The 24,975-nt window shown below is 66.2% G+C and carries 23 protein-coding genes; 11 read left to right on the top strand and 12 right to left on the bottom strand.

From position 1 onward, the window contains the following. Nucleotides 1-8: 8 nt before the first annotated feature. From CPBF1521_RS07870 to CPBF1521_RS07890, 5 genes are all read right to left on the bottom strand, one after another. Nucleotides 9-2,837 carry a 2-oxoglutarate dehydrogenase E1 component gene (locus tag CPBF1521_RS07870; protein WP_115676644.1) on the bottom strand — a complete coding sequence of 943 codons (2,829 nt, stop codon included), beginning with the start codon at nucleotides 2,835-2,837 and terminating at the stop codon, nucleotides 9-11. A gap of 180 nt (nucleotides 2,838-3,017) precedes the next feature. After that, on the bottom strand, nucleotides 3,018-3,941 hold the full coding sequence (locus CPBF1521_RS07875; protein ID WP_115676645.1) for a GNAT family N-acetyltransferase: 924 nt from the start codon (nucleotides 3,939-3,941) through the stop codon (nucleotides 3,018-3,020). Then, complete coding sequence (locus CPBF1521_RS07880; protein WP_181901204.1) at nucleotides 3,938-5,416, bottom strand: ribosomal protein uL16 3-hydroxylase; 1,479 nt, start codon at nucleotides 5,414-5,416, stop codon at nucleotides 3,938-3,940. The genes CPBF1521_RS07875 and CPBF1521_RS07880 overlap by 4 nt, the downstream gene beginning before the upstream one ends. 416 nt (nucleotides 5,417-5,832) lie before the next feature. Next, the gene (gene purB / locus CPBF1521_RS07885; protein ID WP_115676647.1) at nucleotides 5,833-7,200 is read right to left on the bottom strand and encodes an adenylosuccinate lyase; all 1,368 of its coding nucleotides are present in this window, start codon (nucleotides 7,198-7,200) and stop codon (nucleotides 5,833-5,835) included. A 36-nt stretch (nucleotides 7,201-7,236) separates the two neighbouring features. Beyond that, complete coding sequence (locus CPBF1521_RS07890) at nucleotides 7,237-8,559, bottom strand: hemolysin family protein (RefSeq protein WP_104582748.1); 1,323 nt, start codon at nucleotides 8,557-8,559, stop codon at nucleotides 7,237-7,239. Nucleotides 8,560-8,848: 289 nt separating this feature from the next. Here CPBF1521_RS07890 and CPBF1521_RS07895 point away from each other — a divergent pair, with 289 nt between their 5' ends. Continuing rightward, nucleotides 8,849-10,255: a class II fumarate hydratase gene (locus CPBF1521_RS07895; protein ID WP_115676648.1), complete on the top strand. Its 1,407-nt coding sequence runs from the start codon at nucleotides 8,849-8,851 to the stop codon at nucleotides 10,253-10,255. A gap of 120 nt (nucleotides 10,256-10,375) precedes the next feature. On the opposite strand, the gene CPBF1521_RS07900 is transcribed toward CPBF1521_RS07895, so the two are convergent. The 7 genes from CPBF1521_RS07900 to CPBF1521_RS07930 form a co-directional block, all read right to left on the bottom strand. Beyond that, the gene (locus CPBF1521_RS07900) at nucleotides 10,376-10,798 is read right to left on the bottom strand and encodes a hypothetical protein (protein WP_167765057.1); all 423 of its coding nucleotides are present in this window, start codon (nucleotides 10,796-10,798) and stop codon (nucleotides 10,376-10,378) included. A gap of 203 nt (nucleotides 10,799-11,001) precedes the next feature. Next, on the bottom strand, nucleotides 11,002-11,532 hold the full coding sequence (locus CPBF1521_RS07905) for a DUF2884 family protein (protein ID WP_115676650.1): 531 nt from the start codon (nucleotides 11,530-11,532) through the stop codon (nucleotides 11,002-11,004). 34 nt (nucleotides 11,533-11,566) lie between these two features. After that, complete coding sequence (locus tag CPBF1521_RS07910; protein WP_115676651.1) at nucleotides 11,567-12,391, bottom strand: DUF4097 family beta strand repeat-containing protein; 825 nt, start codon at nucleotides 12,389-12,391, stop codon at nucleotides 11,567-11,569. A gap of 10 nt (nucleotides 12,392-12,401) precedes the next feature. Further along, on the bottom strand, nucleotides 12,402-13,388 hold the full coding sequence (locus CPBF1521_RS07915; protein WP_115676652.1) for an ABC transporter permease: 987 nt from the start codon (nucleotides 13,386-13,388) through the stop codon (nucleotides 12,402-12,404). After that, on the bottom strand, nucleotides 13,385-14,260 hold the full coding sequence (locus CPBF1521_RS07920; protein ID WP_104574111.1) for an ABC transporter ATP-binding protein: 876 nt from the start codon (nucleotides 14,258-14,260) through the stop codon (nucleotides 13,385-13,387). The genes CPBF1521_RS07915 and CPBF1521_RS07920 overlap by 4 nt, the downstream gene beginning before the upstream one ends. Beyond that, nucleotides 14,257-14,619 (bottom strand): GntR family transcriptional regulator, encoded by a 363-nt coding sequence (locus CPBF1521_RS07925; protein ID WP_003483692.1) that lies wholly within the window; start codon nucleotides 14,617-14,619, stop codon nucleotides 14,257-14,259. The genes CPBF1521_RS07920 and CPBF1521_RS07925 overlap by 4 nt, the downstream gene beginning before the upstream one ends. A 2-nt stretch (nucleotides 14,620-14,621) precedes the next feature. Further along, nucleotides 14,622-14,870, bottom strand: coding sequence for a hypothetical protein (locus CPBF1521_RS07930; protein WP_104582755.1), 249 nt, complete (start codon nucleotides 14,868-14,870; stop codon nucleotides 14,622-14,624). Between the two features lie 135 nt (nucleotides 14,871-15,005). Here CPBF1521_RS07930 and CPBF1521_RS07935 point away from each other — a divergent pair, with 135 nt between their 5' ends. The 10 genes from CPBF1521_RS07935 (at nucleotide 15,006) to CPBF1521_RS07980 (ending at nucleotide 24,852) form a co-directional block, all read left to right on the top strand. Then, nucleotides 15,006-15,563, top strand: coding sequence for a glutathione peroxidase (locus CPBF1521_RS07935; RefSeq protein WP_104648406.1), 558 nt, complete (start codon nucleotides 15,006-15,008; stop codon nucleotides 15,561-15,563). Between the two features lie 90 nt (nucleotides 15,564-15,653). Then, nucleotides 15,654-16,625 carry an FKBP-type peptidyl-prolyl cis-trans isomerase gene (locus tag CPBF1521_RS07940; RefSeq protein ID WP_181901157.1) on the top strand — a complete coding sequence of 324 codons (972 nt, stop codon included), beginning with the start codon at nucleotides 15,654-15,656 and terminating at the stop codon, nucleotides 16,623-16,625. A gap of 24 nt (nucleotides 16,626-16,649) precedes the next feature. After that, entirely contained in the window at nucleotides 16,650-17,999 is a 1,350-nt protein-coding gene (locus tag CPBF1521_RS07945; RefSeq protein WP_104582757.1) for a UDP-glucose dehydrogenase family protein, read from the top strand. Beyond that, nucleotides 17,992-18,228, top strand: a complete 237-nt coding sequence (locus CPBF1521_RS07950) for a SlyX family protein (RefSeq protein ID WP_024939344.1) — start codon at nucleotides 17,992-17,994, stop codon at nucleotides 18,226-18,228. The genes CPBF1521_RS07945 and CPBF1521_RS07950 overlap by 8 nt, the downstream gene beginning before the upstream one ends. An 18-nt stretch (nucleotides 18,229-18,246) precedes the next feature. After that, the gene (locus tag CPBF1521_RS07955; RefSeq protein ID WP_326519906.1) at nucleotides 18,247-18,984 is read left to right on the top strand and encodes a DUF2058 domain-containing protein; all 738 of its coding nucleotides are present in this window, start codon (nucleotides 18,247-18,249) and stop codon (nucleotides 18,982-18,984) included. 236 nt (nucleotides 18,985-19,220) lie between these two features. Continuing rightward, the gene (locus tag CPBF1521_RS07960) at nucleotides 19,221-20,066 is read left to right on the top strand and encodes a transporter (protein ID WP_115676654.1); all 846 of its coding nucleotides are present in this window, start codon (nucleotides 19,221-19,223) and stop codon (nucleotides 20,064-20,066) included. Nucleotides 20,067-20,170: 104 nt separating this feature from the next. Beyond that, entirely contained in the window at nucleotides 20,171-21,343 is a 1,173-nt protein-coding gene (locus CPBF1521_RS07965; RefSeq protein ID WP_181901205.1) for a LacI family DNA-binding transcriptional regulator, read from the top strand. Between the two features lie 13 nt (nucleotides 21,344-21,356). Continuing rightward, nucleotides 21,357-22,667, top strand: coding sequence for an L-fucose:H+ symporter permease (gene fucP / locus CPBF1521_RS07970; protein WP_115676655.1), 1,311 nt, complete (start codon nucleotides 21,357-21,359; stop codon nucleotides 22,665-22,667). Then, nucleotides 22,664-23,650: a carbohydrate kinase family protein gene (locus CPBF1521_RS07975; RefSeq protein WP_181901158.1), complete on the top strand. Its 987-nt coding sequence runs from the start codon at nucleotides 22,664-22,666 to the stop codon at nucleotides 23,648-23,650. The genes fucP and CPBF1521_RS07975 overlap by 4 nt, the downstream gene beginning before the upstream one ends. Then, a complete protein-coding gene (locus tag CPBF1521_RS07980) occupies nucleotides 23,647-24,852 on the top strand; it encodes an AGE family epimerase/isomerase (RefSeq protein WP_115676657.1) in 1,206 nt (401 codons plus the stop codon). The genes CPBF1521_RS07975 and CPBF1521_RS07980 overlap by 4 nt, the downstream gene beginning before the upstream one ends. Nucleotides 24,853-24,975 lie beyond the last annotated feature (123 nt).

Consider the following 24,975-nt stretch of genomic DNA (forward strand, 5'->3'; position numbering starts at 1 on the left):
AAGAGGAGTTATTCAGCGACTTGGTCGTTGAACGGATTGAGTAGCGCATCGGCGACCAGCTTCTGCTGTTCGACGATGTGGTCGGCCATATGGCCGGCGGCAGGCGAGGGCGAACGGGCACGGCCGGCGTAATGCAGGCTCTGGCCGCTGGCCAGGCAGAAGTTCAGGTGGTGGCGGATCTGATACCACGCACCCTGGTTCTGCGGTTCTTCCTGGCACCACACCACGTCGGTGGCGTTGGCATAGGCCTTGAGCTCGGCGGCCAGCTGCGCACGCGGGAACGGATACAGCTGCTCCACGCGCAGGATGGCGACGTCGTCCTGGCCACGCTTGGTCTGGTCTTCGAGCAGGTCGTAATAGACCTTGCCCGAGCACAGCACCACGCGCTTGACCTTGCGGGCATCGGCCTTGGCGTCGGGGATCAGATGCTGGAACTCGCCCTCGGCCAGTTCTTCCAGGCTCGACACCGCCAACTTGTGGCGCAGCAGCGACTTGGGCGTCATCACCACCAGCGGCTTGCGGGTGGTCATGCGCATCTGCCGGCGGATCATGTGGAAGCACTGCGCCGGGGTGGTCGGCACGCAGACCAGCATGTTCTCCAGCGCGCACAGCTGCAGGAAGCGCTCCAGACGCGCGGAGCTGTGCTCCGGGCCCTGGCCTTCGTAGCCGTGCGGCAGGAACAGCGACAGGCCCGCGATGCGGCCCCACTTGGCTTCGCCGGCGGCGATGAACTGGTCGATCACCACCTGCGCGCCGTTGGCGAAATCGCCGAACTGCGCTTCCCAGATGCAGAGCGCATTCGGGTCGGTGGTGGAGTAGCCGTACTCGAAGCCCATCACCGCTTCTTCGCTGAGCAGCGAGTCGATGATGGTGGCGTCCTCGGGGTTCTGCACCAGCTGGCGCAGCGGCAGGTAGTAGCTGTCGGTCTTCTGGTCATGCAGGATCGCGTGACGGTGGAAGAACGTGCCGCGACCGGCGTCCTGGCCGACCAGGCGCAGCTTGTGGCCTTCGGCCAGCAAGGTGGCGTAGGCCAGGTTCTCGGCAAAGCCCCAGTCGCCGGCCTGGTCGCCGGCGGCCATCTTGACGCGGTCTTCGTAGATCTTGGCCACGCGGGCATGCAGCTCCACGCCTTCCGGGATCGTGGTGATCAGCTTGGCCAGACGATCCAGCTGCTCGCGCTTGACGCGGGTGTCGACCGGATCGGCAGCGGTGCCGACCAGGTACTTGGACCAGTCGATGGCGAATTCGTCCGGCTTGCGTGTCGCCAGCTCGGTGGTGTATTCGCCCGAATCGAGCTTGTTGCGGTAGCCGTCGACCAGCGCCTTGGCCTCGTCGGCGCTCAGCACGCCGTCGCTTTCCAGCTTGGCGGCGTACAGCTCGCGGGTGGTCTTGTGCTTGCGGATGGTCTGGTACATCACCGGCTGGGTCGCTGCCGGCTCGTCGGCCTCGTTATGGCCCCAACGGCGGTAGCAGACCAGGTCGATGACCACGTCCTTCTTGAACTGCTGGCGGAATTCGTAGGCCAGCTTGGACACGAACATCACCGCATCCGGGTCGTCGCCGTTCACGTGGAAGACCGGTGCGCCGATCATCTTGGCCACGTCCGTGCAGTACAGCGTGGAGCGGGCGTCGTCGCGGGCGCTGGTGGTGAAACCGATCTGGTTGTTGACCACGATGTGCACGGTGCCGCCGACCGCGAAACCGCGCGCCTGCGACATCTGGAACAGCTCCATCACCACGCCCTGGCCGGCGAATGCGGCATCGCCGTGGATCAGGATCGGCAGCACGGTCTTGCGCTCGGCATCGCCGAAGCGTTCCTGGCGCGACCGCACGCTGCCGACCACGACCGGGTCGACGATTTCCAGATGCGAGGGATTGAATGCCAGTGCCAGATGCACCTGCTTGTCGCCACCGACCGCGATGTCGGCCGAGAAGCCCATGTGGTACTTGACGTCGCCGGTGTGCGCGCGGTCGTCGTGGGCGTGCTCGAACTTGCCTTCGAACTCGTCGAACAGCTTGCGCGGGTTCTTGCCCAGCGTATTGACCAGCACGTTGAGGCGACCGCGGTGGGCCATGCCGATCACGATGTCCTTGACCTGATCGTTGCCGGACTGGCGAATGATCTCGTCCATCATCGGGATCAGCGCGTCGCCGCCTTCCAGCGAGAAGCGCTTCTGGCCGACGTACTTGGTGTGCAGGTAGCGCTCCAGGCCTTCGGCGGCGGTGAGCCGCTCCAGCGTGCGCTTGCGGCTGGCCGCGTCGCCGGCGATCTTGCCGCCGGCATCTTCCAGGCGCTTGTAGATCCACTGGCGCTGGTCGAACTCCTGGATGTGCATGAACTCTGCGCCGATGGTGCTGGCGTAGGTCGCCTTCAGGCGGGTCAGCAGATCCTTCAGCTTCATGCGCGGCTGGCCGCCGACGCCGCCGGTGCTGAACTCACTGTCCATATCCGCCTGCGACAGGCTGTGGAATGGCAGGTCCAGATCGGGCGGGTTGACCGGCGGGGTCAGGCCGAGCGGGTCGAGCCGCGCGCCGAGGTGACCACGCGCACGATAGGCGGTGATCAGGCGGCCGACGTTGCGCTCGCGCTCGTCACTGGCGCCTGCGCCGGTTCTGGCATTGGCGGCCTGTTTGGAGGCGGCGAGGATGTGGGCAATGGCCGCCGAGTGCGGCACATCACCGGCATCGCGACCCTTGAAGCCATCGAAATAGCTCTTCCACTTCGGGTCGACACTGTCCGGGGCGACGAGGTACTGCTCGTACAGATCCTCGATATAGGCGGCGTTGCCGCCGGCGAGCTGCGATGACTGTGCGAACTGCTTTAGGAGATTATCCACGATGGTAAGTCGGGTCTGCTGTGGGGATGATTGTGCGGAAGCGGCAGGGCGAGATGCCCCATCGGTCGGTCTCAAATCTCGAAAAATTATACCCCCTTGCGCCAGTGAGGGGGCGTCTGCAAGCTGACCGAGCGGGTAGGTGCGGCCGCCTGGCGCCCAGGTGCGAAAGGCGCTGCGGTCTCAGATGCCGAGTGCGCGCGGTTCGTTCCAGAGCGCGCTGCGCTCCCATATCTGCGCGAATTCGCGCTCCAGCTGGCGGCTGCGCGCCGCGCCCGACAGCCAGGTTTCGCCATCGTCGAAGCGATGGCCTGTTGGACGAAAGTAGTAGGCGTCATCGCCCACCACATAGGCCGACGCATAGCTGCTGTCGACCGGATCGCTGACCGCGCGGAAGCGGAACACGCTGGGCAGGCGCTGGGCCAGCCGCAGCAGCGCGCTGCTGCTGGCGCTGGCAATGGCGGTGTCCTGCACCAGCACCTGCACGCGCTTGTCGTGGCGGGCGGTGGCGAAGCGGCGCAGCGCATCGAGCACTGCGGCGTTGTCGAACAGCGGCGGATCCAGTGCCCGCGTATAGATCAGGACCTGGCGGCGTGCGGCGCACAGCAGGCCGGTGGTGGCGGCCTGCGCCGCGCGCAGGTCGTCCACCGCCATCGGGCCGTCGAGACGGCGGTGCAACGGCCCGTCAGGCCGATCGCCCGCCGTTGCGGCGCGATCGGGATGCGGGTCGGAAGAGGTGTCCGGCAGGAAGCCCAGGCGTGCGAACACCGCCCCCGCATCTGCATTGACGCGGGCCCGTAGGCCGGGCCAGCCGCGTTGTTGCGCGGTGGCGACGGCGGCTGCGAGCAACTGGTCGGCCAGGCCGCGGCGGCGCCAGCCCGGCAGGATGCCGAGCCTGTCGATGCGCCGATCCGCGGTCAGTCGCACCGAGCCGATCAGCTGGCCGTCCTCGCTGCGCAGGGCCAGGTGCAGGCTGAGCGGGTCCAGTGCGTCCCATTCGGCAGCGCCGCTGTCGCCGCTGCCGCAGGCCAGGCGCAGCGCACGCAGGGCCGCGGCGTCGGACGCCGGGTCCAGCGAGACGATCTGCGGGCCGGCCTGGGGGCTCATGCGCGGTTGTCGGACCCGTCGTCGCCAGCGTCCGTTGCCGCGTCGTCGGCGAGCTCGCTGTCGTCGTCCTGGTCGGCGTCGGCAGCTGGTTCGTCCTCATCAGCCTGGGTCGGGCCGTCGGCGGTATCGGCGACCTGCTCGACGTCGGCCTCCGCGTCGATCTCGTCGTCTGCATCCGGCGCGTCGGCCTCGGCGTCGTCCTGGTCTGCCGACAGGCTCAGGCCATGGGCCTGGTCGTCGTCGATGTCCTGGATGTCGTCTTCCGCGTCCTCGTGGGCGCGCTGGTAGTGGCCCTGCGCCAGCAGCTCCAGCACCACCTCGCGGCCGCGGTTGGACAACTGCGCATACAGCGTGCCGTCGATCTCTTCGGCCGCGGCCAGGCGCGCGGCGTCCTTGGCCGACAGCGCGAACTCCAGGCCGCTGCAGAACAGGGTGGCGCCACGCTTGGCGCGCCGCCAGGCCAGCCGCGACCAGGGGTGACGGTGCAGCAGCACGCCTTCTTCCAGCGCCTGCTCGACCGCCTCGCGCGGGATCGGTTCGGGGGCCGGCACCACGTCGCCGGAGGCGCGGTAGGTGGTCATGAAGCGGCCGAACCAGTCGCCCAGCCGATCCGGGTCGTTCATGCGCAGGGCGTTGAGCGCTTCGACCACGCGGTTCATCGCGGTGACGTCGATCTCGTACGGGTCGGCCGGCACCTTGAGGTCTTCGTCGTGATAGCGCACGGCCTCGTCGGCATCGGCGATCAGCGTATCCAGATAGTCGCCGATCAGCTCGGCCGACGACGGCGCGCGGGTGCCGATGGAGAAGGTCAGGCAGGCGTCCTCGGCCACGCCGTGGTGCGGCACCAGCGGCGGCAGGTACAGCATGTCGCCCGGGCCCAGCACCCAGTCGTGGGTGGGCTTGAAGTCGCGCAGCAGCTTGAGCTCGACATCGTCGCGGAACGCCAGCGGCGCGGCCTTGCGGCCCTGTTGCGCGCGGGCGTCGATCTGCCAGCGGCGGTGGCCCTGGCCCTGCAGCAGGAAGACATCGTAATGGTCGACATGCGCGCCGACCGAGCCGCCGGTGGCGGCGAAGCTGATCATGATGTCGTCGATGCGCCAGCGCGGCACGAAGCGGAACTGTTCCAGCAGCGCGCGCACGTCGGCGTCCCACTTGTCCACGTCCTGTACCAGCAGGGTCCAGTCATGGTCGGGCAGGCCGGGGAAGTCGGTTTCCTGGAACGGGCCGGTGCGTACGTCCCAGCCGTCGGTGGCGCGGTCGTGGCTGATCAGGCGTGCCAGCACGCCGTCCTCGCAGGCCAGGCCGGCCAGGTCTTCGGGCTGCAGCGGGGACTGGAAGTCCGCAAACGCGTTGCGGATCAGCAGCGGGTGCTTGTGCCAGTAGTTGCGCAGGAAGCGCTCGACCGGCATGCCCAGGGGCTGGTCGCCGGTGGCGTGGACCTCGAAGGGCAGCGGCGCGCCTTTCCTGGCGGCGATCTTTTTTGCGGCGGTCTTTTTCATGATGTCACGGGTCCGACAGGAGGGCCGGCGCTGTGCGGCCGGCGGAGTGGCTTATTGTCGCCCAGCCCGCCATGCGATGCCTTGCTGGCTGCTGTGGCGGAGATTTCAGTGCACCTGTGCCTGCCATGCGTGGCCGGCATGCACGGGGGATGCCGGCATCGGCGGGTCAGTGGATGGCGAGCTGGCTGTCGCTGGGCGAAGGCACCGATGCAACCGTGTGGTCGACACGCCTGCCAGCGCTTGCGACGCGGCAGCGGTGGAAGCGGCAGCGGCCTGCCTCCCGCAGGCGACCGATGCCAGCAGGGACACGGACAGCAGTGAGCGCAATGCCATGGCACTCCTCCTGACGGCTGGATGGAACGTCGCGATGCCGGTCGTTGACTGCCGCTGGTTCAGATCGTGCGCGCCAGCTGCTCGGCCAGGCCGGTGTAAGCGCCCGGCGTCAGCGCCCGCAGGCGCTGCTTGTCCTGCTCCGGCAGCTGCAGGCTCTCGACAAAGGCCTGCATGGACGCGGCGGTGATGCCCTGGCCGCGGGTCAATGCCTTGAGCTGTTCGTACGGGTTGGGCAGGCCGTGGCGACGCATCACCGTCTGCACGGCTTCGGCCAGCACTTCCCAGGCCGCGTCCAGGTCCGCATCCAGGCGCTGCGGATTGACGGTCAGCTTGCCCAGGCCCTTGGCCAGCGAATCCAGCGCGACCTGGGTGTGGCCGAATGCGGTACCGAGCGCACGCAGGACGGTGGAGTCGGTGAGATCGCGCTGCCAGCGGCTGATCGGCAGCTTGGCCGAGAAATGCTCGAACAAGGCGTTGGCGATGCCGAAATTGCCTTCGGCATTTTCGAAGTCGATCGGGTTGACCTTGTGCGGCATGGTCGAGGAGCCGACTTCGCCCTCCTTGAGCTTCTGCTTGAAGTAGCCCAGCGAGATGTAGCCCCAGATGTCGCGCGACAGGTCGATCAGGATGGTGTTGACGCGACGGCTGGCGTCGCCGATCTCGGCCACGTTGTCGTGCGGCTCGATCTGGGTGGTGTAGGGGTTGAACACCAGGCCCAGGCTCTCGACGAAGCGCTGCGCGAACGCGGCCCAGTCCAGCTCCGGGTACGACACCAGGTGCGCGTTGTAGTTGCCGACCGCACCGTTGATCTTGCCGGTCAGCTCGACCGCGGCGATCTGCTTGCGCTGACGCTCCAGGCGCGCGACCACGTTGGCGATTTCCTTGCCCAGCGTGGTGGGCGAGGCGGTCTGGCCATGCGTGCGCGAGAGCATCGGCTGGCCGGCCTGGGCATGGGCGAGGGTGCGCAGCGTGGCGATGATGCCGTCCAGCGTCGGCAGCAGCACCTCGCGGCGTGCCTGCTCCAGCATCAGGCCGTAGCTGAGGTTGTTGATGTCCTCGCTGGTGCAGGCGAAATGCACGAATTCCAGCGCCGGGCCCAGCTCGGCATCGTCCTTGAGCTGTTCCTTGATGAAGTACTCCACCGCCTTGACGTCGTGGTTGGTGGTGCGCTCGATCTGCTTGACGCGTGCGGCGTCGCTCACGCTGAAATCGTCGGCCAGGCGGCGCAGGGTCTGGGTAGCGGCGGCCGAGAACGGCGCCAACTCGGCGATGCCCGGCTCGGCCGCCAGTGCCAGCAGCCATTCGATCTCGACCTTGACCCGTGCCCTGATCAGGCCGTATTCGGAGAAGATCGGGCGCAGCGCATCCACTTTGGAAGCGTAGCGGCCGTCGAGCGGGGACAGGGCGAGCAGGGCGGAATCCGACATGGGCAGGGCACTGGGAGGCTGGCGGGGGTGCGTATTCTACGCCGCCCCGGCGCCGGCTTCGCCGATCGGCCGCACCGTGATCGCCTGGATCCGGTGCCCGGCCATGCGCCGCACCGTCAATGCGTGGCCGTCCAGTTCCAGGGTCTCGCCTTCTTCGGGCAGCCGCTGCAGCCGGTGCACGATCAGCCCGCCGACCGAATTGACGTGGTCCGGCGCGCTCAGGTCCCGGCCGAGCAGGCGCTCCAGGCGGAAGATCGAGGTGCTGCCGGCCACCAGCAGCGAGCCGTCCTGGCTGCGGATCGGGGCGTCGCGCACCACGTGGCGGTGCTCGTCCTCGATCTCGCCGACCACCACCTCCAGCAGGTCTTCCAGGGTGAAGAAGCCCAGGATGCGGCCCTGGTCTTCCACACACAGCGCCAGATGGGTGGTGCCGGTGCGGAACTGCTCCAGCGCGCTGGGGATCGGGGTTTCCAGCGTCAGCAGGGTCGGCGGGCGCAGCAACGGACGCAGATCGTCCAGGTCCTGGCTGCGCGCCATCGCCACCAGCAGATCCTTGGTATGCAGGATGCCCAGCACCTGCTCGCCATCGGCGTCGAACCAGGGGTAGCGGCTGTAGCGCGACTCGCTGAACTCGGCCAGCACCGATTCCAGCGTCATGCCCTCGCGCAGGCTGCGCATGTGCTCGCGCGGGCGCATCAGGTCGCCGGCGACCAGGTCGGGCAATTCCAGCGCGTGGCTCATCAGGGCCAGCCCGTGATCGGGCGTGGCCGCGTTCGGATCCTGGCGGCCGACGATCAGCATCAGCTCCTCGCGCGAATAGCGATGCGACTGATGTTCCACATCGCCCCAGCCAAGCACCCGCAACAAGCGGTTGGCGCTGGTGTTGAGCACCCAGATCGCCGGATACATCAGCCAATAGAACACGTAGAGCGGCGCGGCGGTCCATAGCGACATCCGCTCCGGGCGGCGTATCGCCATGGTCTTGGGCGCCAGTTCGCCCAGCACGATGTGCAGGAACGAAATCAGGCTGAAGGCGATCGCCAGCGCGGTGAACTGCGCCGCTTCCGGCGACAGGCCGGCGCTGTCGAACAGCGGCTGCAGCAGGTGCGCAAACGCCGGCTCGCCGACCCAGCCCAGGCCGAGCGAGGCCAGCGTGATGCCGAGCTGGCAGGCCGACAGGTAGGCATCCAGGTGCGCATGCACCCCGAGCAACAAACGCCCACGCCACCCGTTGGTTTGCGCCAGGCCCACCGCCTGCGTGTGGCGCAGCTTGACCAGCGCGAACTCGGCGGCCACGAAGAAGCCGTTCAACAGCACCAGCAGCAACGCGACCAACAACAGCAGCACATTACCGAGCATGGCGTCGGCCTGGGTGCCGTGCAGCGGCGGTCATGCCGCGTGTCCGCCGTTGCGCGTGAGGGGTCGGGCGGTGTGCGGGCAGCAAGGACACAAACAATGCGTTGCTACAGTCAGGGTCGTCGCCCATGGCAGCGTGGTACCTCGTATGGATCGATGGGCAGTCTAGCCCACGGCTTGCGACGACACGGTCGCAACGCCGCGAGCGAGTATCGTAGGCAGTCTCGCCAGCGTGGGTGCGCCCGCTGCCAGCCATCCATCACCACAGACCAACCATGTGCGGAGAGTGCAGATGAGCGAACGTTTCAGGACCGAACACGACAGCATGGGGCAATTGCAGGTGCCCGCCGATGCCTTGTGGGGCGCGCAGACCCAGCGTGCCGTGCAGAATTTTCCGGTCTCCGGCCAGCCGATGCCGCGCGGCTTCATCCGCGCGCTGGGCTTGATCAAGGCCGCCGCGGCCGGCGTCAACGCCGAGCTCGGGCTGCTGCCCAAGTCGATCGGCAAGGCCGTGCAGGACGCGGCGCTGCAGGTGGCCGACGGCACCTATGACGCGCAGTTCCCGATCGATGTCTATCAGACCGGCTCGGGCACCTCGTCCAACATGAATGCCAACGAGGTGATCGCCACGCTGGCCACGCGCGCCGGCAAGGACGCGGTGCATCCCAACGATCACGTCAATCTCGGGCAGAGTTCCAACGACGTGGTCCCCACCGCGATCCGCGTGTCTGCGCTGCTTGCGGTGCAGGAACACCTGCAACCGGCGCTCAAGCATCTGCGCAAGACCATCGACAAGCGCGCCAAGGGGCTGGAAAAGGTCGTCAAGACCGGGCGCACGCATCTGATGGATGCGATGCCGCTGACCTTCGGCCAGGAATTCGGTGCATGGTCGGCGCAGCTGAGTTCGGCGCAGGAGCGCATCGACGATTCCCTCAAGCGCCTGCGGCGGCTGCCGCTGGGCGGCACCGCGATCGGCACCGGCATCAATGCCGATCCGCGTTTCGGCGGCAAGGTGGCCAAGGCCCTGTCGGGCTTGAGCAAGGTCAAGTTCGAGAGTGCCGACAACAAGTTCGAAGGCCTGGCCGCGCAGGACGATGCGGTGGAGTTGTCCGGCCAGCTCAATGCGCTGGCGGTGGCCTTGATCAAGATCGCCAATGATCTGCGCTGGATGAATGCCGGCCCCCTGGCCGGGCTGGGCGAGATCGAGCTGCCGGCGTTGCAGCCGGGCAGTTCGATCATGCCGGGCAAGGTCAATCCGGTGATTCCCGAAGCCACCGTGATGGCCTGCGCGCAGGTCATCGGCCACCATACGGCGATTACCGTGGCCGGGCAGACCGGCAACTTCCAGTTGAACGTGACCCTGCCGCTGATCGCCTACAACCTGCTGGATTCGATCAACCTGCTGGGCAATGTGTCGCGGCTGCTGGCCGACAGCGCGATTGCCGGCTTGAAGGTGCGCCAGGAGCGCGTGCGCGAGGCGCTGGACCGCAATCCGATCCTGGTCACCGCGCTCAATCCGATCATCGGCTACGAAAAGGCCGCCGCGATCGCCAAGCGTGCCTACAAGGAACAGCGCCCGGTACTGGACGTGGCGCTGGAAGACAGCGGGCTTACTGAGGCGGATCTGCGCCGTTTGCTGGACCCGGCCGCGCTGACGCGTGGTGGCATCCAGGCCGGCAGCAGTGGCGGCGGTGGCTGATCACTGACAGCGTGTGTGTGTAGGAGCGCACTTGGGCGCGACGGGCGTTGTCGATACAGCCCCGTCGCGCCCAGGTGCGCTCCTACACGGGCTTGCGCGAGTCTGCGGCGTCGCCAGCACTCAGTGCCGCTCGGCCTGCACGTTGCCGAAGCTCTCGCGATACGGTTGCAGCGACGGGATCTCGTCCAGTAATTCGCCGCTGAGCCGCTGGATCTCCGGCGTAGCGGTCAGCTTGATCGACTTGTACTCCGGATCCGCGCCGGCCTCGTTGACGGCCTGCTGGCGCAGCATCTGCAGGTGCCCGAACAGCAACTGCAATTTGGCGCGCGTCGGTTCCTTTTGCGGCAGTGCGATATCGTCGATCTTCAGCGTGCCGTCCGGAGTGATTTCCGCATTGGCGGCCGGTGGGCGGCGGATCATCACCGACTGGGTGGTGATGGCAACGCGCGGCTTGCCGCGTTCGGCGCGCCGCGACGAATGGTCGCCACAGGCGGTCAGGGCGCATAGCAGGAGCGCCATGCAAAGCATCACGAACTTGTTCATGGGGTCGCTGGGGTCTGGGGAGCGCATTAGTGTAATCCCGCTCCGGCAGCCGATCAGTGCCGGCGGCACATGGCGCCGCTGACAAGATGTCGCAGGCCGGTATCGGTTGCCTGGCGTGCGCGCAGAATCGACACGACGCTCCAGCCGGTTCCGGTCCGCCGCTGCGCCCGTCGATGGGGGCGCAGCGGCGGTCGGTGCCGCGCTTACTTGCGGCAGTCGTCGACGTCGTGCTGGGTCAGGGTCGAGTACGGCGCGAATGCCGGCACCAGTTGCGCGGCGGCGTCCTGCGCGTTGCGCAGCGTGGCCAGCTGGTCGCAGATCTGCATCGTATTGTGTTTGAAGGTTTCCGCCTGCGCCTGGATCTTGTCGCCGATCTGGTCGGTGTTGCCGCTGAGCACGCCCTTGAGCGCTTCGCCGGCGGCGTGCGCACCGAAGGCCGCGCCCTGCGTGCCGATGTCGATGCCTTTTTCGGCGACGCCCTGGATCTGCACATAGAAAGTGCGCATCGCCTGGCGCTGCGCATCGTTCAGGCTCACCGGCTTGCCGGCGACGCTGAGCGCGCCATCCGCGCCGATGGTGGCGGCAGGCAGACCGTCGCGGTGGAGCGTCAGGCTCTTGCCGTTGAAGCTCACCCCGCGCGCGTTGGCCTTGCCCGATACCACGACGGTGGGTTCGGACTTGCCGCAACCGACCAGCAGCGCACCCGCCAATACCGCACAAATCAACAGTTTCATCAGCAGTCCCCCTCAGGAATGGTCAAGGCAGTGGTCAGTTGTCGGTCGGTACGCGGGTGGTGCCGGCAACATCGCTGACGTCGATGTCGCCGCTGCCCTTGCGCGCGACGCTGACGTCGCCGCGCACCTTGTGCACGCTCAGGGCGCCGGAGTTGACCGCTTCCACGCCGACATCGCCCTGCACATCGCCGATATCGACATCGCCGGAGCCGACCGTGCCGAGCTTGACGTGGCCGGCAACGCCGCGCAGCTTGACGTCGCCGGAGCCGACCTTGCCGACCTCGGCCGCGCCGCGAATCCGGCGCGCCTTGAGATCGCCGGAGCCGACTGCCAGCACGCGCAATGCCCCCATGTCCTCCAGTTCGATGTCGCCGGAACCGACCTTGGCGGTCACCCGGCCCTTGGTGCGGTGGATGGCCATGTCGCCGGAGCCGACATCGGCACTCACTGCAGCCGCGCCGCTGATCTCGGCGTCGCCGGAGCCCACGTCGAACTGCACCAGCAGCGAGTCCGGCACGTTGCCACGCAGGTCCAGGTACGCGTAGCTGTCGCCGATGGAGATGCGCGACGGGCGGTCATCGGCCAGCGTCACCACCAGCTTGTCGCCGACGCGCTTCTGGGTGACCGTCAGGCCCTCGAGCAGGTCGGCCCTGGCGGCACAGGCGCGGCCGCTCAGACGGCCGCCGTTGCCTGGCGCGGCGTCCAGATGCAGGTCGTTGGAGGCGACCTCGAACAGCACCGACTTCACTCCGCTCAGTTTCAACTCCAGGCTGCGCGGTTCGGAGAATGTGCATTGCTCCTCGGCAAACGCAGCGCCGGGCACTGCGCACAGGATGGCCAGACTCAGCAGACGACGCATGGGATGTCCTTCAGGCTTCGGAGCGCCGACGGCGCAGGTAGATGGAGGCCGCGATCAGCACCACGCCGATGGCGGCGCCGATCCAGATGTCCGGATTGCCGTAGACCAGTGCGCTGTTGGTGTGCTGCAGCGCCCACTGCACCAGGTCGCTGGGGTTCTGCATCGCGCTGCTGTCGAGGTTGCCGCTGACCGCACGTGGTGACCAGGTGCCGGGCAGGGCGCTGAGCAGGCCGCGGTAGCCGACGATGTACCAGATCCAGCCGATCGGCAGCGAGACACCCGGCATCGCCGAGAGGATGCTCAACATCACGCAGGCCAGCAGCGGGAACAGCACCGCCCACAGGAACGGCTTGCTGGTGGCCCAGGCCGAGCAGAACATCAGCCAGCCCACGGTCGGCAACGCCCACAGCAGACTCATCGGCACGGTCTTCAGCAACAGCCACAGCAGCGAGAAGGGGTGCGAATGGGTTGCCAGTGCCCAGGGGCTGGGGACGCCGGCGATCGAGGCGCCCACGATGGCGATCAGCCACAGCGCCAGGCCGACCAGCACGCCGATCGCGATGGCGATCAGCGGCGCCAGCAACAACGCCCAGGCCGCCTTGGACAGCACCGTCTGCACATCGGATACCGGCAGCGACTTCCAGAACAGCACGCTGCGGTCGCGGCGGTCGTCGTACAGGCTGCCCAGCGAATAGAAGAACACCACGAATGCCAGCACCACCGAGGCGATCCCGATGCCGCCCAGCAGCAGGCCGTCGCCGACCTGGCCCAGCGTGCGCGTGTATTCGGCCAGATCGTCCATCGTGATGCTGTCGCCGATCATGTTGCGACGCGCGCTGATCGCGCCGATCACCGCGCCCAGCAGCGCGAAGAACACCGCGATGCCGCCGGTGATGACCTGCGCCCAGACGAAACCGCCGCGGTGTTCCCAGTACTCGCGCTTGAGCAGCCAGCCGAACGTGCGTGCGGGAGAAGCTTGGTGGGTGAGTGTCTTCATGCGTAGGTCCCCTTCATGACCGCAACGAACAGGTCGGCAAGGCCGGGATTGCGGGTTTCGCCAAAACGGGCGAGCTGCGCCTTGGGCACGCCATCGAACAGCATCACGGTCTTGCCGAACGGCAGGCCGCGCTCGTCGATCGGCTGCAGGCCTCTGGCGGCGTCGAGATGTTCGGCACCTACCAGCACTTCGGTGTAACGCTCGGCCACGTTCTCCATGTCGGCGGTCAGCACGATGCGGCCGTCGCGGATGAACATCACATCGGTGAGGATGTGTTCGATTTCCTCGACCTGGTGGGTGGTGACGATGATGGTCTTCTGCTCGTCGAAGTAGTCCTCCAGCAGGCGCTGGTAGAACTGCTTGCGATACAGGATGTCCAGGCCCAGGGTGGGCTCGTCCAGCACAAGGATGCGCGCGTCGATGGCCATCACCAGTGCCAGGTGCAGCTGCACGATCATGCCCTTGGACAGTTCGCGCACCCGCGACTTGCGGTTGAGCTGCGTATTGGCCAGGAAACGTTCGCACTTGGCGCGATCAAAGCGCGGATGCACGCCGGCGACGAAGTCGATCGCCTCGCCAACCCGCAGCCAGCGTGGCAGCACTGCCACGTCCGCGATGAAGCAGACCTCGTTCATCAGCGCGTTGCGCTGGGTGCGCGGATCCATGCCGAGCACGCTCAGCTCGCCGTCGAAATCGGTCAGCCCCAGCACCGCCTTGAGCGCGGTGGTCTTGCCGGCGCCGTTGGGGCCGATCAGGCCGACGATGCGCCCGGCCGCGATGGTGAAGCTGGTGTTGTCCAGCGCGAGCCGATGCTTGTAGGCCTTGCGCAGGCCACGTGCGTCGACCACATGGTCGGAGGAGACGGCGGTCATGGTGTTTTTCCCTGTGGCAACAGATCGTCGATGGACAGTCCCAGGCGCTGGATGCGTTCCAGCACCGCGGGCCATTCTTCATTCAGGAAACGCTCGCGTTCGCTGCCGCGCAATTTCTGCGCGGCCTCCGGGGTCATGAACATGCCCAGGCCGCGGCGTTTCTCCACCAGGTTCTCGTCGGCCAGTTCCTGGTAGGCACGCGAGACGGTGATGGGGTTGAGTTGGTAGTCGGCCGCCACCTGCCGTACCGAGGGCAGGGCGTCGCCCGGCTTGAGGATTCCATCGAGCATCATGGCAATCACCCGTTCCTTGAGTTGGCGGTAGATGGGAGCGCCGTCGCTCCATTGGATGTCGTTCATGGTCAGCTCCGTGGACGCAGGACCTGCGCGAAGGAGAAATAGGGCATCGACAGCGAAGCGCGCAGGTGCCGGCCGGGCCGGGTGCGCGCTTCGGGGGGAGTCGTCGCGTTTTCCGTAACCGCCTCCGACACGCCATAATCGGCGCCGGACTCCGTAACCTGACTGGAAGCGGCTCCCAGGCAACCAATGACGAACAGGGCGCTGCCGAACAGCAGCAATGGAGCTGGTCGCGTGAAGCGTGTGCTGTTCATGCTTTCCCCCTGCGTTGGATGACTGGTGTTGTATTCAACTATAACACCGACACGCAGGCAGTCAACTGCCTGTCATACCCAACTGATGGCACCCCGCACCCGCGGGTGGCCCGGACCTATCGAAAGGGATCGCCCATGTTGCTCAAACGTCTGCTGGTGGTTGTATTCGCTGGCTTTTTTTCCGCCGCGGCGCTGGCCGCAGGCGCGCCGGTGCTGGATCTGGACTACCGGCCGCTGGCCGGCAAGGCGCCAATCAACCTGAACCGTACCTACGGCGGCAAGGTCCTGATGGTGGTCAACACCGCCAGCAAATGCGGCTACACCCCGCAGTACGAAGGGCTGGAGGCGCTGAACCAGCGCTTCGGCAGTCGCGGTTTTTCGGTGCTGGGCTTTCCGTCCAACGATTTCCAGGGGCAGGAACCGGGATCTGAGAAGCAGATCCAGGAATTCTGCACGCTGACCTATGGCGTCAAGTTCCCGATGTTTGAGAAGGTGCACGTGCTGGGCGCGCAGGCCACACCGCTGTATCAGCGGTTGACGCAGGCCACGGGCGTGGCGCCGGGCTGGAACTTCCACAAGTATCTGATTGGTCGCGATGGACGCGTGGTGGCGCAGTTCCCCAGCAAGATCAAACCGGATGATCCGAGCGTGCTGGCGGCAATCGAACGCGAGCTCAACGCGCCGTCGCGCTGAGCGCGGCGCTCGCAACGCCACGCGCACATGCGACAATGCGCATTCAGCGCCGGCGTCGGCGTGTCTTTTCACTTTCGGGAAGTGCATCGAATGAAGATGGGAAAGCGCGGCGCGGCGGCGTCGCTACTGATGGTGGCACTGTCGGCATCGATGCCGGCGATGTCGCAGCAACCGGCCGCAGCGGCCACCAAGGAGAAGCCAGTTTTGAATGCATCGTCTGAGAAGAGCACGCGCGACAACGTCAGCTACGCCATCGGTATGGATGTGGCACGTTCGTTCGAGCCGATTGCCCAGGACATCGATGTGAGCGCACTGCAACGCGCCATCGAGAATGCATTCAAGGGCGGCAAGCCGCTGTTGTCCGACGAGCAGACCCAGGCCACCGATACCGCATTGCGCACCGCGCTGGCGGCACGTAACGGGCAGCAGGTTCCGGGCATGGCCCCGGGCAGCGCGCCGGCCGCGCCGTCCAAGGAAAATGTCGGCCTGATGCTGGGCGATCGCGCAGTCGGTCCCTCGCTGGCCGGCATCAAGGACGAGATCGACCTGTCGATCCTGATGGAAGCCGTCCGCACCGTGTTCGCCAAGGACACCACGCGCCTGACCCAGCAGGAAGCCGCGGCCACCATGCAGGCGTTCGCCTCTGCCAAGCAGGGCGCTGCCGGTGCCAAGAACCGCGAGGAAGGCAATGCCTTCCTGGCCAAGAACAAGACCGAAAAGGGCGTGATCACCACCGCATCGGGCCTGCAGTACATGGTGCTGCGCCAGGGCAGCGGCGAGCGTCCGATGCCCACCAACACGGTGCGCGTGAACTACGAAGGCAAGCTGCTCAACGGGCAGGTCTTCGACAGCTCGTACCAGCGCGGCCAGCCGGCCGAGTTCGGTCTGAATCAAGTCATTGCAGGTTGGACCGAGGGCGTCGCCTTGATGCCGGTCGGTTCGAAGTATCGTTTCTGGATTCCATCCAACTTGGCCTATGGCCCGAACGGCACGCAGGGGGGGCCGATCGGACCAGACGCAACGTTGACGTTCGATGTCGAACTGATGGGTATCCTTCCCTGATCCCCCACAGGAGTACCCCCACCCATGCGAGTTGCGATCTTTGGTACCGGCTATGTTGGTCTTGTCACCGGTACCTGTCTGGCGGAAGTAGGTCATCACGTTATCTGCGTGGATATCGACCAGGCGAAAGTTGATGGTCTCAATCGTGGGGTGATTCCCATCTATGAACCCGGCCTGGAGCCGATGGTGAAAGCCAACCACGCCTCTGGCCGGTTGCGCTTCACCACCGATGCGGCCGAGGCGATTGCGCACGGCGAAATCACCTTCATCGCCGTGGGCACGCCCCCGGACGAGGATGGCAGTGCCGACCTGCAGTACGTGCTGGCGGTTGCGCGTACCGTCGGCCGGCATATCGACGGCCCGTCGGTGGTCGTCAACAAGTCCACCGTGCCGGTCGGCACTGCCGACAAGGTGCGGGTCGCGATCCAGGAAGAGCTGGACGCACGCGGCCTGGACCATGAATTCGACGTGGTCTCCAACCCCGAGTTCCTCAAGGAAGGCGACGCCGTGGCCGACTGCATGCGTCCGGACCGCATCGTCATTGGTGCCAAGAAGCCGGCGGCCATTGCACGCATGCGCCGTCTGTATGCGCCGTTCAACCGCAACCGGGATCGCATCGTGGAGATGGACGTACGGTCGGCCGAGCTGACCAAGTACGCGGCCAACGCGATGCTGGCGACCAAGATCAGTTTCATGAACGAGATCGCCAACATTGCCGAGCGTGTCGGTGCGGACGTCGAGCACGTGCGTAACGGCATCGGGTCGGACCCGCGCATTGGCTGGCACTTCATCTATCCCGGCGCCGGCTATGGCGGCTCGTGCTTCCCGAAGGATGTGCAGGCATTGGCCAAGACCGCCGAGCAGTACGGCATGGAGCCGACCCTGCTCAACGCGGTGGAAAGCGTCAACAATGCGCAGAAGGGTCACCTGTTCGAACTGGTGCAGCGTCATTACGGCGCCGAAGGCACCGGCAGCATTGCCGGCAAGACCTTCGCGGTCTGGGGCCTGGCATTCAAGCCCAATACCGACGACATGCGTGCCGCGTCCAGCCGGCGTTTGATGGAGCAGTTGTGGGAAGCCGGTGCCACCGTGCGTGCCTACGACCCGGAAGCGACCCATGAAGCCAAGCGCATCTTCGGCGAGCGCGACGACCTGACCTTCTGCGACGAGGCATTTGCCGCGCTGGAAGGCGCCGATGCCCTGGTCGTGGTCACCGAGTGGAAGCAGTTCCGCAGCCCGGATTTCGGCAAGATCAAGCAGGCCTTGAAGGACGACGTCGTGTTCGACGGTCGCAACCTTTACGACCCGCAGGAAATCGAAGCCGCAGGTCTGGCCTACTACGCCATCGGACGAGGCCGTTCGTTGCATGCATGAGCAACTCTCGCCGCGCGACCAGGAACTGGACGCGCGGTTGGTTGAACTGGAAACGCGCCTGTCCTTTCAAGAGCAGGCGCTCAACGAACTGAGTGAAGCACTTGCGGACGCCCGTTTGACGGGCGCCCGCAACGCCGAGCTGATCCGCCACCTGCTCGAGGATCTGGGCAAGGTGCGCTCCACGTTGTTTGCCGACGCTGCGGATGAACCGCCGCCTCCGCACTATTGATTGCAGATTGCCACCGCCATGAGCGATACCTTACGTGACCAGTTGCTTGGGTTGGGCTTCAAGTCCGCGCCCAAGCCCGAACGCAAACCCGACGCACGGCCTGCCGCGCGTCAACATGGCAACGGTGGCAGGCCTGCGCCCGGCGGCAACAAGCCGGGCGGCCAGGGCAGGGGACCGCAGCGGCCGCATGCCGCTGCGGCGACCGACGGCAGGGTCGAGCGCAAACACGATGGCCGGCCCGAGCGTCGTAACGATGGCAAGCCGGCGGCATCGCCGCGTCCGCAGCAGCCCACTGCCGAGCGTCGCGGACCCAGGCCGGCACGCACGCGCGAAGACATCGATCTGGCCAAGGCCTATGCGATCCGTGCGCAGCGCGAGAAGGACGAGCGCATCGAAGCCGAGCGGCTGAAGCAGGAAGAAGCACGCCTGCGTCGCGAAGCCAAGGCCAAGCTCGAAGAGCTGCTCAAGGACAAGGGGCTGAACCATGCCGAGGCGGACATCGCCCGGCATTTCCCGTATGGCGGCAAGATCAAGCGTATCTACGTGACTGCCGATCAGCTCAAGGCGCTCAACGCCGGTGAGCTGGGTGTGCTGCAGCTCAACGGCCGCTATCTGTTGGTCACCGCCGAGGTACTGGCAGAAGCCGAAGCGGTGTTCGCGCCATCGGTGGCATTGAAGGTGGACCCGAATGCGCCGGCAGGCGAAGACCCGTATGCCGACCCCCAGTATCAGGTGCCCGACGACCTGGTCTGGTAACCCTGCGTGCGCTAGGTTTTGTTGGTCATGGGCACCTGATGGGTGCCCATGTTGTTTGGTGCGTTGCCTTGCGTGGTGCGCACCTGATCGTTACTGCGCGCGGTCCGGCCGAGCCATGCCGCAGACGCGGCGTGGGCGATACACGGGCCGGTCACGGCGCGCGCGGCACCATCGCGACCTTACCGGTCAACGCCTCCGGGCATGGTGCCTGCTGCGTTGCCGCTCATTCCCTGCCGATGGTGCCGTGTATGTCCATGTTGTCGAAAATGTTGAAGGCCTGCGTTGTTGCATCGGCCACATCCACCGCGCGCGGCGCTTCGGGTTTGCAGGCGACGCGCGCCTTGGGGCCGGCCGCGGTGATGCTTGGGTTGTGCGTGGTGAGTCAGCAGGCCGCTGCACAGGCGGAGGACGCACCGGCGTTCGACCGTCCCGGTATTCCGTTTGCTGCCGAAGTGCTGCAGCCTGGCGCGTTCGCCTGGGAGCAGGGCCTGCCGGACGCGAGTACCGATCGCAGCGACGGGCAACGCACCACGCAGTACACCGCCGATACGCTACTGCGCCTGGGGCTGTTCCAGAACGTGGAGCTGCAGGTGGGTAGCGACAGCTACAACTGGCAGCACGGTGGCGGTGAGCGTGTGCGTGGCGGGGGCGATAGCCATATCGGCCTGAAGGTGGCATTGCCGTCGCAGTCGGACAGCTTTCATTGGGCCGCGCTCGGCAGCTACAGCGTGCCGACCGGCAGCCCCGCCTTCAGCGACGGCTATGCGCGCGAACTGGGCGTGACCGCGTCCTGGGATCTGGCGCAGCAGCGCGCCCTGGCGCTGTACGTGAACTACGCACGCGACAGCGACGGGCATACCTGGACCTTCTCGCCGAACTACACGTTCTTCTCCGGCGAGCATTTCAGCAGCTTCGTAGAAGCGGGCTTCGACACCGGCAGCGAGCACTCGCGCGTGGCCGGCGCCGGTGGTGCCTGGCAGTTGCCGCATGCGATGCAACTGGATGTCTCGGTGCTGCGCGGGCTGACCTCCGAAAGCCCGGACTGGCAGGGCGGGATCGGCCTGTCGATCGCATTCCAGTAAGGAGGCGACTGCAGTCAGGATCGGCGCGCTGCTGACTATGTTGCACTGCCGCATGCATTGGGTGCGCGGAAAAGGCCTAATTGGATCGATCCAATCGACGCCAGATGCATGCGCACTTCTTCCATTGCAAGGTCGGCAGCGTGACGCGTGCCAAACTGACTCCGCCCGCTGCGGAGGACGGCGATGCCCGTCGCGGCGGACGCGGTGCGGTGACCTTACGCGATATCGCTGGCGCCATCGGCGTGTCGCGTGCGACGGTGTCGTTGGTGCTGCGCGGCAGCCCACTGGTGCACGCGACCACGCGCGCGCGCGTGGAGGCCGAGCTGGATCGGCAGCACTACGTCTATAACCGTGCCGCCGCCAATCTGCGCCGCCGCACGTCATCCAGCATCGCGCTGGTCATCAACGATCTGTCCAACCCGTTCTTTGCCGAATTTGCCGCAGGCGTGGACGAGGCGCTGGGCGCAGCCGGTTATGTGACCCTGCTCGGCAGCACCGGCGAATCGACGCAGCGCCAGCAGGCGGTGCTGACCTCGCTGATGGAGCACACGCCTGCCGGCATCATCCTGTCGCCGGCCGAAGGCAGCCAGGCGCAGGCCTTGACCCAGGTGCTTGGGCGTCAACACAACGTGGTGTTGTTCAACCGCGAAGTGGAGGGCGCGGGCTGGGATCTGCTGGCGCTGGACAACGAGCAGGGTGCGTTGCTTGCCTGCAAGCATCTGATTGCGCAAGGCCATCGGCGCATCGTGTTCTTCGGCGGCCATGCCGAATCCAGTTCCTGCCGGCAACGCCGTGCCGGTTATGCGCGCGCGATGGCCGATGCCGGCCTGCCCGCGCACTATGTCGAATCCGCACCGAACCGGCAGGAGGCTGCGCTGTGCGCCGGTCGCATGCTGGATCGTGCCGAACACGATCGCGCAACCGCGGCAGTCTGCTACAACGACAGTGTCGCCTTGGGCCTGATGGCCGCGCTGGCGATGCACGGCATCGTGCCGGGGCGCGACTTCGCGGTGACCGGCTTCGACGATATCGCCGAAGCCGCATTGTTTACGCCCGCGCTGACCACCCTGGCCGCCGATCCGCGCGCGCGCGGCCGCCAGGCGGCGCAGCTGGTGCTGCAGCGTATCGGCAGTCCCGACCTTGCATCGCAACGCCTGATCGCCGCGGTCGAATTGAAGATCCGCGCCAGCAGCGTCAGCGCGTCGAGTTCCATCGTTTCGCTTCACTCCCCCAGCGATTCCCCCGCACATTCCCCCACCAAGGCCTCAGGCCGCTGACCAGGCAATTCCTATGGTTTCCCTTTCCACGCAATCCACAGTGCCAAGTGGCAACAAGGCGCCCGTCAACAACGGCGTTGCGTTGTCGGTCGTCACCACGATCTTCTTCATGTGGGGCTTTCTCACCTGCCTCAACGACATCCTGATTCCGCATCTGAAGGCGGTGTTCGAACTCAACTTCGCGCAGGCGATGCTGGTGCAGTTCACCTTCTTCGGCGCGTACTTCCTGATGTCGTTGCCGGCTGGCTGGTTAGTGGCCAGGCTTGGCTACAAGCAAGGCATCGTGGCCGGGCTGGCGGTTGCCGCGGTCGGTGCGTTGGGCTTCTGGCCTGCGGCGGAACTGCGCGTCTATGGCGCATTTCTCGGCGCACTGTTCGTGCTGGCAACCGGCATCACCATCCTGCAGGTGGCCGCCAACCCATATGTTGCGCTGCTGGGTCCGGAGCGCAGTGCCTCCAGCCGGTTGACGCTGGCGCAGGCGCTCAATTCGCTGGGGACTGCGATCGCACCGCTGTTCGGTGGCTGGCTGATCCTGTCCAACACGGTGATGAGCGGCGACCAGCTCAAGGTGCTGCCCGAGGCCGAGCAGCTGGCCTATCGCGTACAGGAAGCGCAGGCCGTGCAGGGGCCGTACATCGGTCTGGGCATCGTGCTGTTCCTGCTGGCGATCTTCGTGTTCCTGTTCCGTCTGCCGGCATTGACCGACGCGAGCGCGCAGAAGGACGAAAGCAGGCATTCGCTGCTGGATGCCCTGGCGCATCCGCACGTGCGCTTCGGTGTGCTGGCGATCTTCTTCTATGTCGGCGCGGAAGTGGCGATCGGCAGCCTGATGGTCAACTATTTCTCGTTGCCGCAGATCGGCGGGTTCACCGAGCGCGAGGCGACCCACTACGTGTCGGCCTACTGGACGCTGGCAATGATCGGCCGCTTCATCGGCTCGGCGCTGCTGGCCAAGTTGTCGCCGCGCGTGCTGTTGTCGGTGTTCGCCGGGATCAACGCGCTGCTGCTGGTGCTGACCATGGCCAGTGGCGGCATGCTGGCGGTGTATGCGCTGGTGGCGATCGGCCTGTTCAATTCAATCATGTTCCCGACCATCTTTACGCTGGGCATCGAGCGGCTTGGTCCGCTGACCGGTCGGGCATCGAGCCTGTTGATCATGGCCATTGTCGGCGGCGCCATCGTGCCGTATCTGCAAGGTCTGCTGGCCGACAACATCGGCTTGCACGAGTCGTTCGTGCTGCCGCTGGTGTGCTACCTGTACATCGTGTTCTATGGCATCTGGGGCTCGCGTCTGCGTGGCGCACTGGCGGAGGCGCACGCATGAGTGCGGCCAAGAATCGGGTGGTCTGTTTCGGCGAGGCCTTGATCGACATGCTGGCATTGCCATCCGCCGGCCCCGACGAGGCACGTACGTTTGCGCAATACGCCGGTGGTGCGCCGGCCAATGTCGCGGTTGCGGTGGCGCGGCTGGGTGGCGCGGCGCATTTTGTCGGCATGCTGGGACGCGACATGTTCGGCGACTTCTTGCTGCAGAGTCTGCAGCAGGCCGGCGTCGCCACCGATGGCATCGTGCGCACTGATCAAGCCAAGACCGCGCTGGCCTTCGTGGCCCTGGATGAAGCCGGCGAGCGCAGTTTCAGTTTCTATCGCCCGCCTGCGGCGGATCTGTTGTTCCGCCCCGAGCATTTCGCTGCGGACGCCTTCACGCAGGCCGCCGTGCTGCATGTGTGCTCCAACAGCATGACCGAACCTGCGATCGCGCAGTGCACGCTGGACGGCATGCGCCGCGCTCGCGCCGATGGCGCCATCGTCAGCCTGGATCTCAACCTGCGCCCGATGTTGTGGCCGCAGGACGTGGACCCGGCCGCGCTGCTGTGGGAGGCGTTGGCACTGGCCGACGTGGTCAAGCTCTCGCGCGAGGAACTCGATTACCTGGCCGGCACGCTCGATGGCGATGCCAGCACGGTCACCCGCAAGCTCTGGCAGGGCCAGGCCAGCTGGTTGCTGGTCACCGACGGCGGCGGGCCGGTGCATTGGCAGACACGCACCGATTCCGGCCAGGTGCCGGCCTTCGACGTGCAGGTGCGTGACAGCACGGCAGCGGGCGATGCATTCGTCGGCGGCCTGCTGTTTCAGCTGGCTGCGCGCGCGTCCACGCTGGAGCAGCTGTGTGGCGATGCGGTTGCGATGACCGCGGTGATCCGCTTTGCTGCGGCGGTCGGTGCGCTGGCGGTGACGCGCAAGGGCGCGTTTGCGGCGATGCCGAGCGTCGATGAAGTCCATTCCCTGATCCAGGAACAACCATGAGCCGTTTGCCTGCGACCCCCGCACCCGATTTCCGTTCGGCCGATGTGCTGCGTCAGCATATCGCCGACACCATGGCGTTCTACCATCCGCGCGCGATCGACCCGGCGGGCGGATTCTTCCAGTATTTCCGCGATGATGGCGCGATCTACGATGCCGGGCACCGACATCTGGTCAGCAGTACGCGCTTTGTCTTCAACTACGCGATGGCGTATCGCGAATTCGGCGATGCCCAGTACCTGCAGGCGGTGCATCACGGCCTGGATTACCTGCGCAACGTGCACCGCAATCCCGCCACCGGCGGCTATGCCTGGACCCTGCGCGATGGCGTGGTCGAAGACGACATGAATCACTGCTACGGCGTGGCGTTCGTGCTGCTGGCGTATTCGTGCGGCCTGAAGGCCGGCATCGAAGACGCGCGGGCATGGATGGACGAAACCTGGCAGCTGCTGGAAACGTATTTCTGGGAGCCGGAATTCGGCCTGTACCGCGATGAAGCCGATGCGCAGTTCAACTTCACCAGCTACCGCGGCCAGAACGCCAACATGCACATGTGCGAGGCGATGATCGCCGCGTACGAAGCCAGTGGCGAGCAACGTTATCTGGACCGCGCGCTGTCGCTGGCCGACACCATGACCCGGCGTCAGGCGGCCAAGGCCGATGGCCTGGTGTGGGAACACTACGATCCGCAGTGGAACATCGACTGGGACTACAACCGCGACAATCCCAAGCACCTGTTCCGCCCCTGGGGGTTCCAGCCCGGCCATCAGACCGAATGGGCCAAGCTGCTGATGCTGCTGGATCGCTACGCGCCGAGCGACTGGTTGCTGCCGACCGCGCAGCATCTGTTCGATGTGGCGGTGGAGCGCTCCTGGGATGCGCAGCGTGGCGGGCTGTATTACGGCTTCGACCCGGACGGCAAGGTCTGCGACGACGACAAGTACTTCTGGGTGCAGGCCGAATCGCTGGCGGCGGCGGCGTTGCTGGCCCAGCGCAGCGGCCAGGAGCGCTACTGGCAGTGGTACGACAAGCTGTGGGCGTATTCCTGGGAACACATGGTCGACCACCGCTATGGCGCGTGGTATCGCATCCTGGATGCGGACAACCGCAAGTACAGCGATGAAAAAAGCCCCGCCGGCAAGACCGATTACCACACCATGGGCGCGTGCTACGAGGTCTTGAACGTGTTGCGCCCAGCTGCCTGATGTTGATGTGATCGAAGCGGCGCCGTCGAAGGTCGGCGGCCCCACCGTAGGAGCGCACCCGGGCGCGACAGGGCGTTACTGGTAACGCCCTGTCGCGCCCGGGTGCGCTCCTACGGGGTTTGC

The organism is Xanthomonas euroxanthea (genome assembly GCF_900476395.1).
Taxonomy (GTDB): domain Bacteria; phylum Pseudomonadota; class Gammaproteobacteria; order Xanthomonadales; family Xanthomonadaceae; genus Xanthomonas; species Xanthomonas euroxanthea.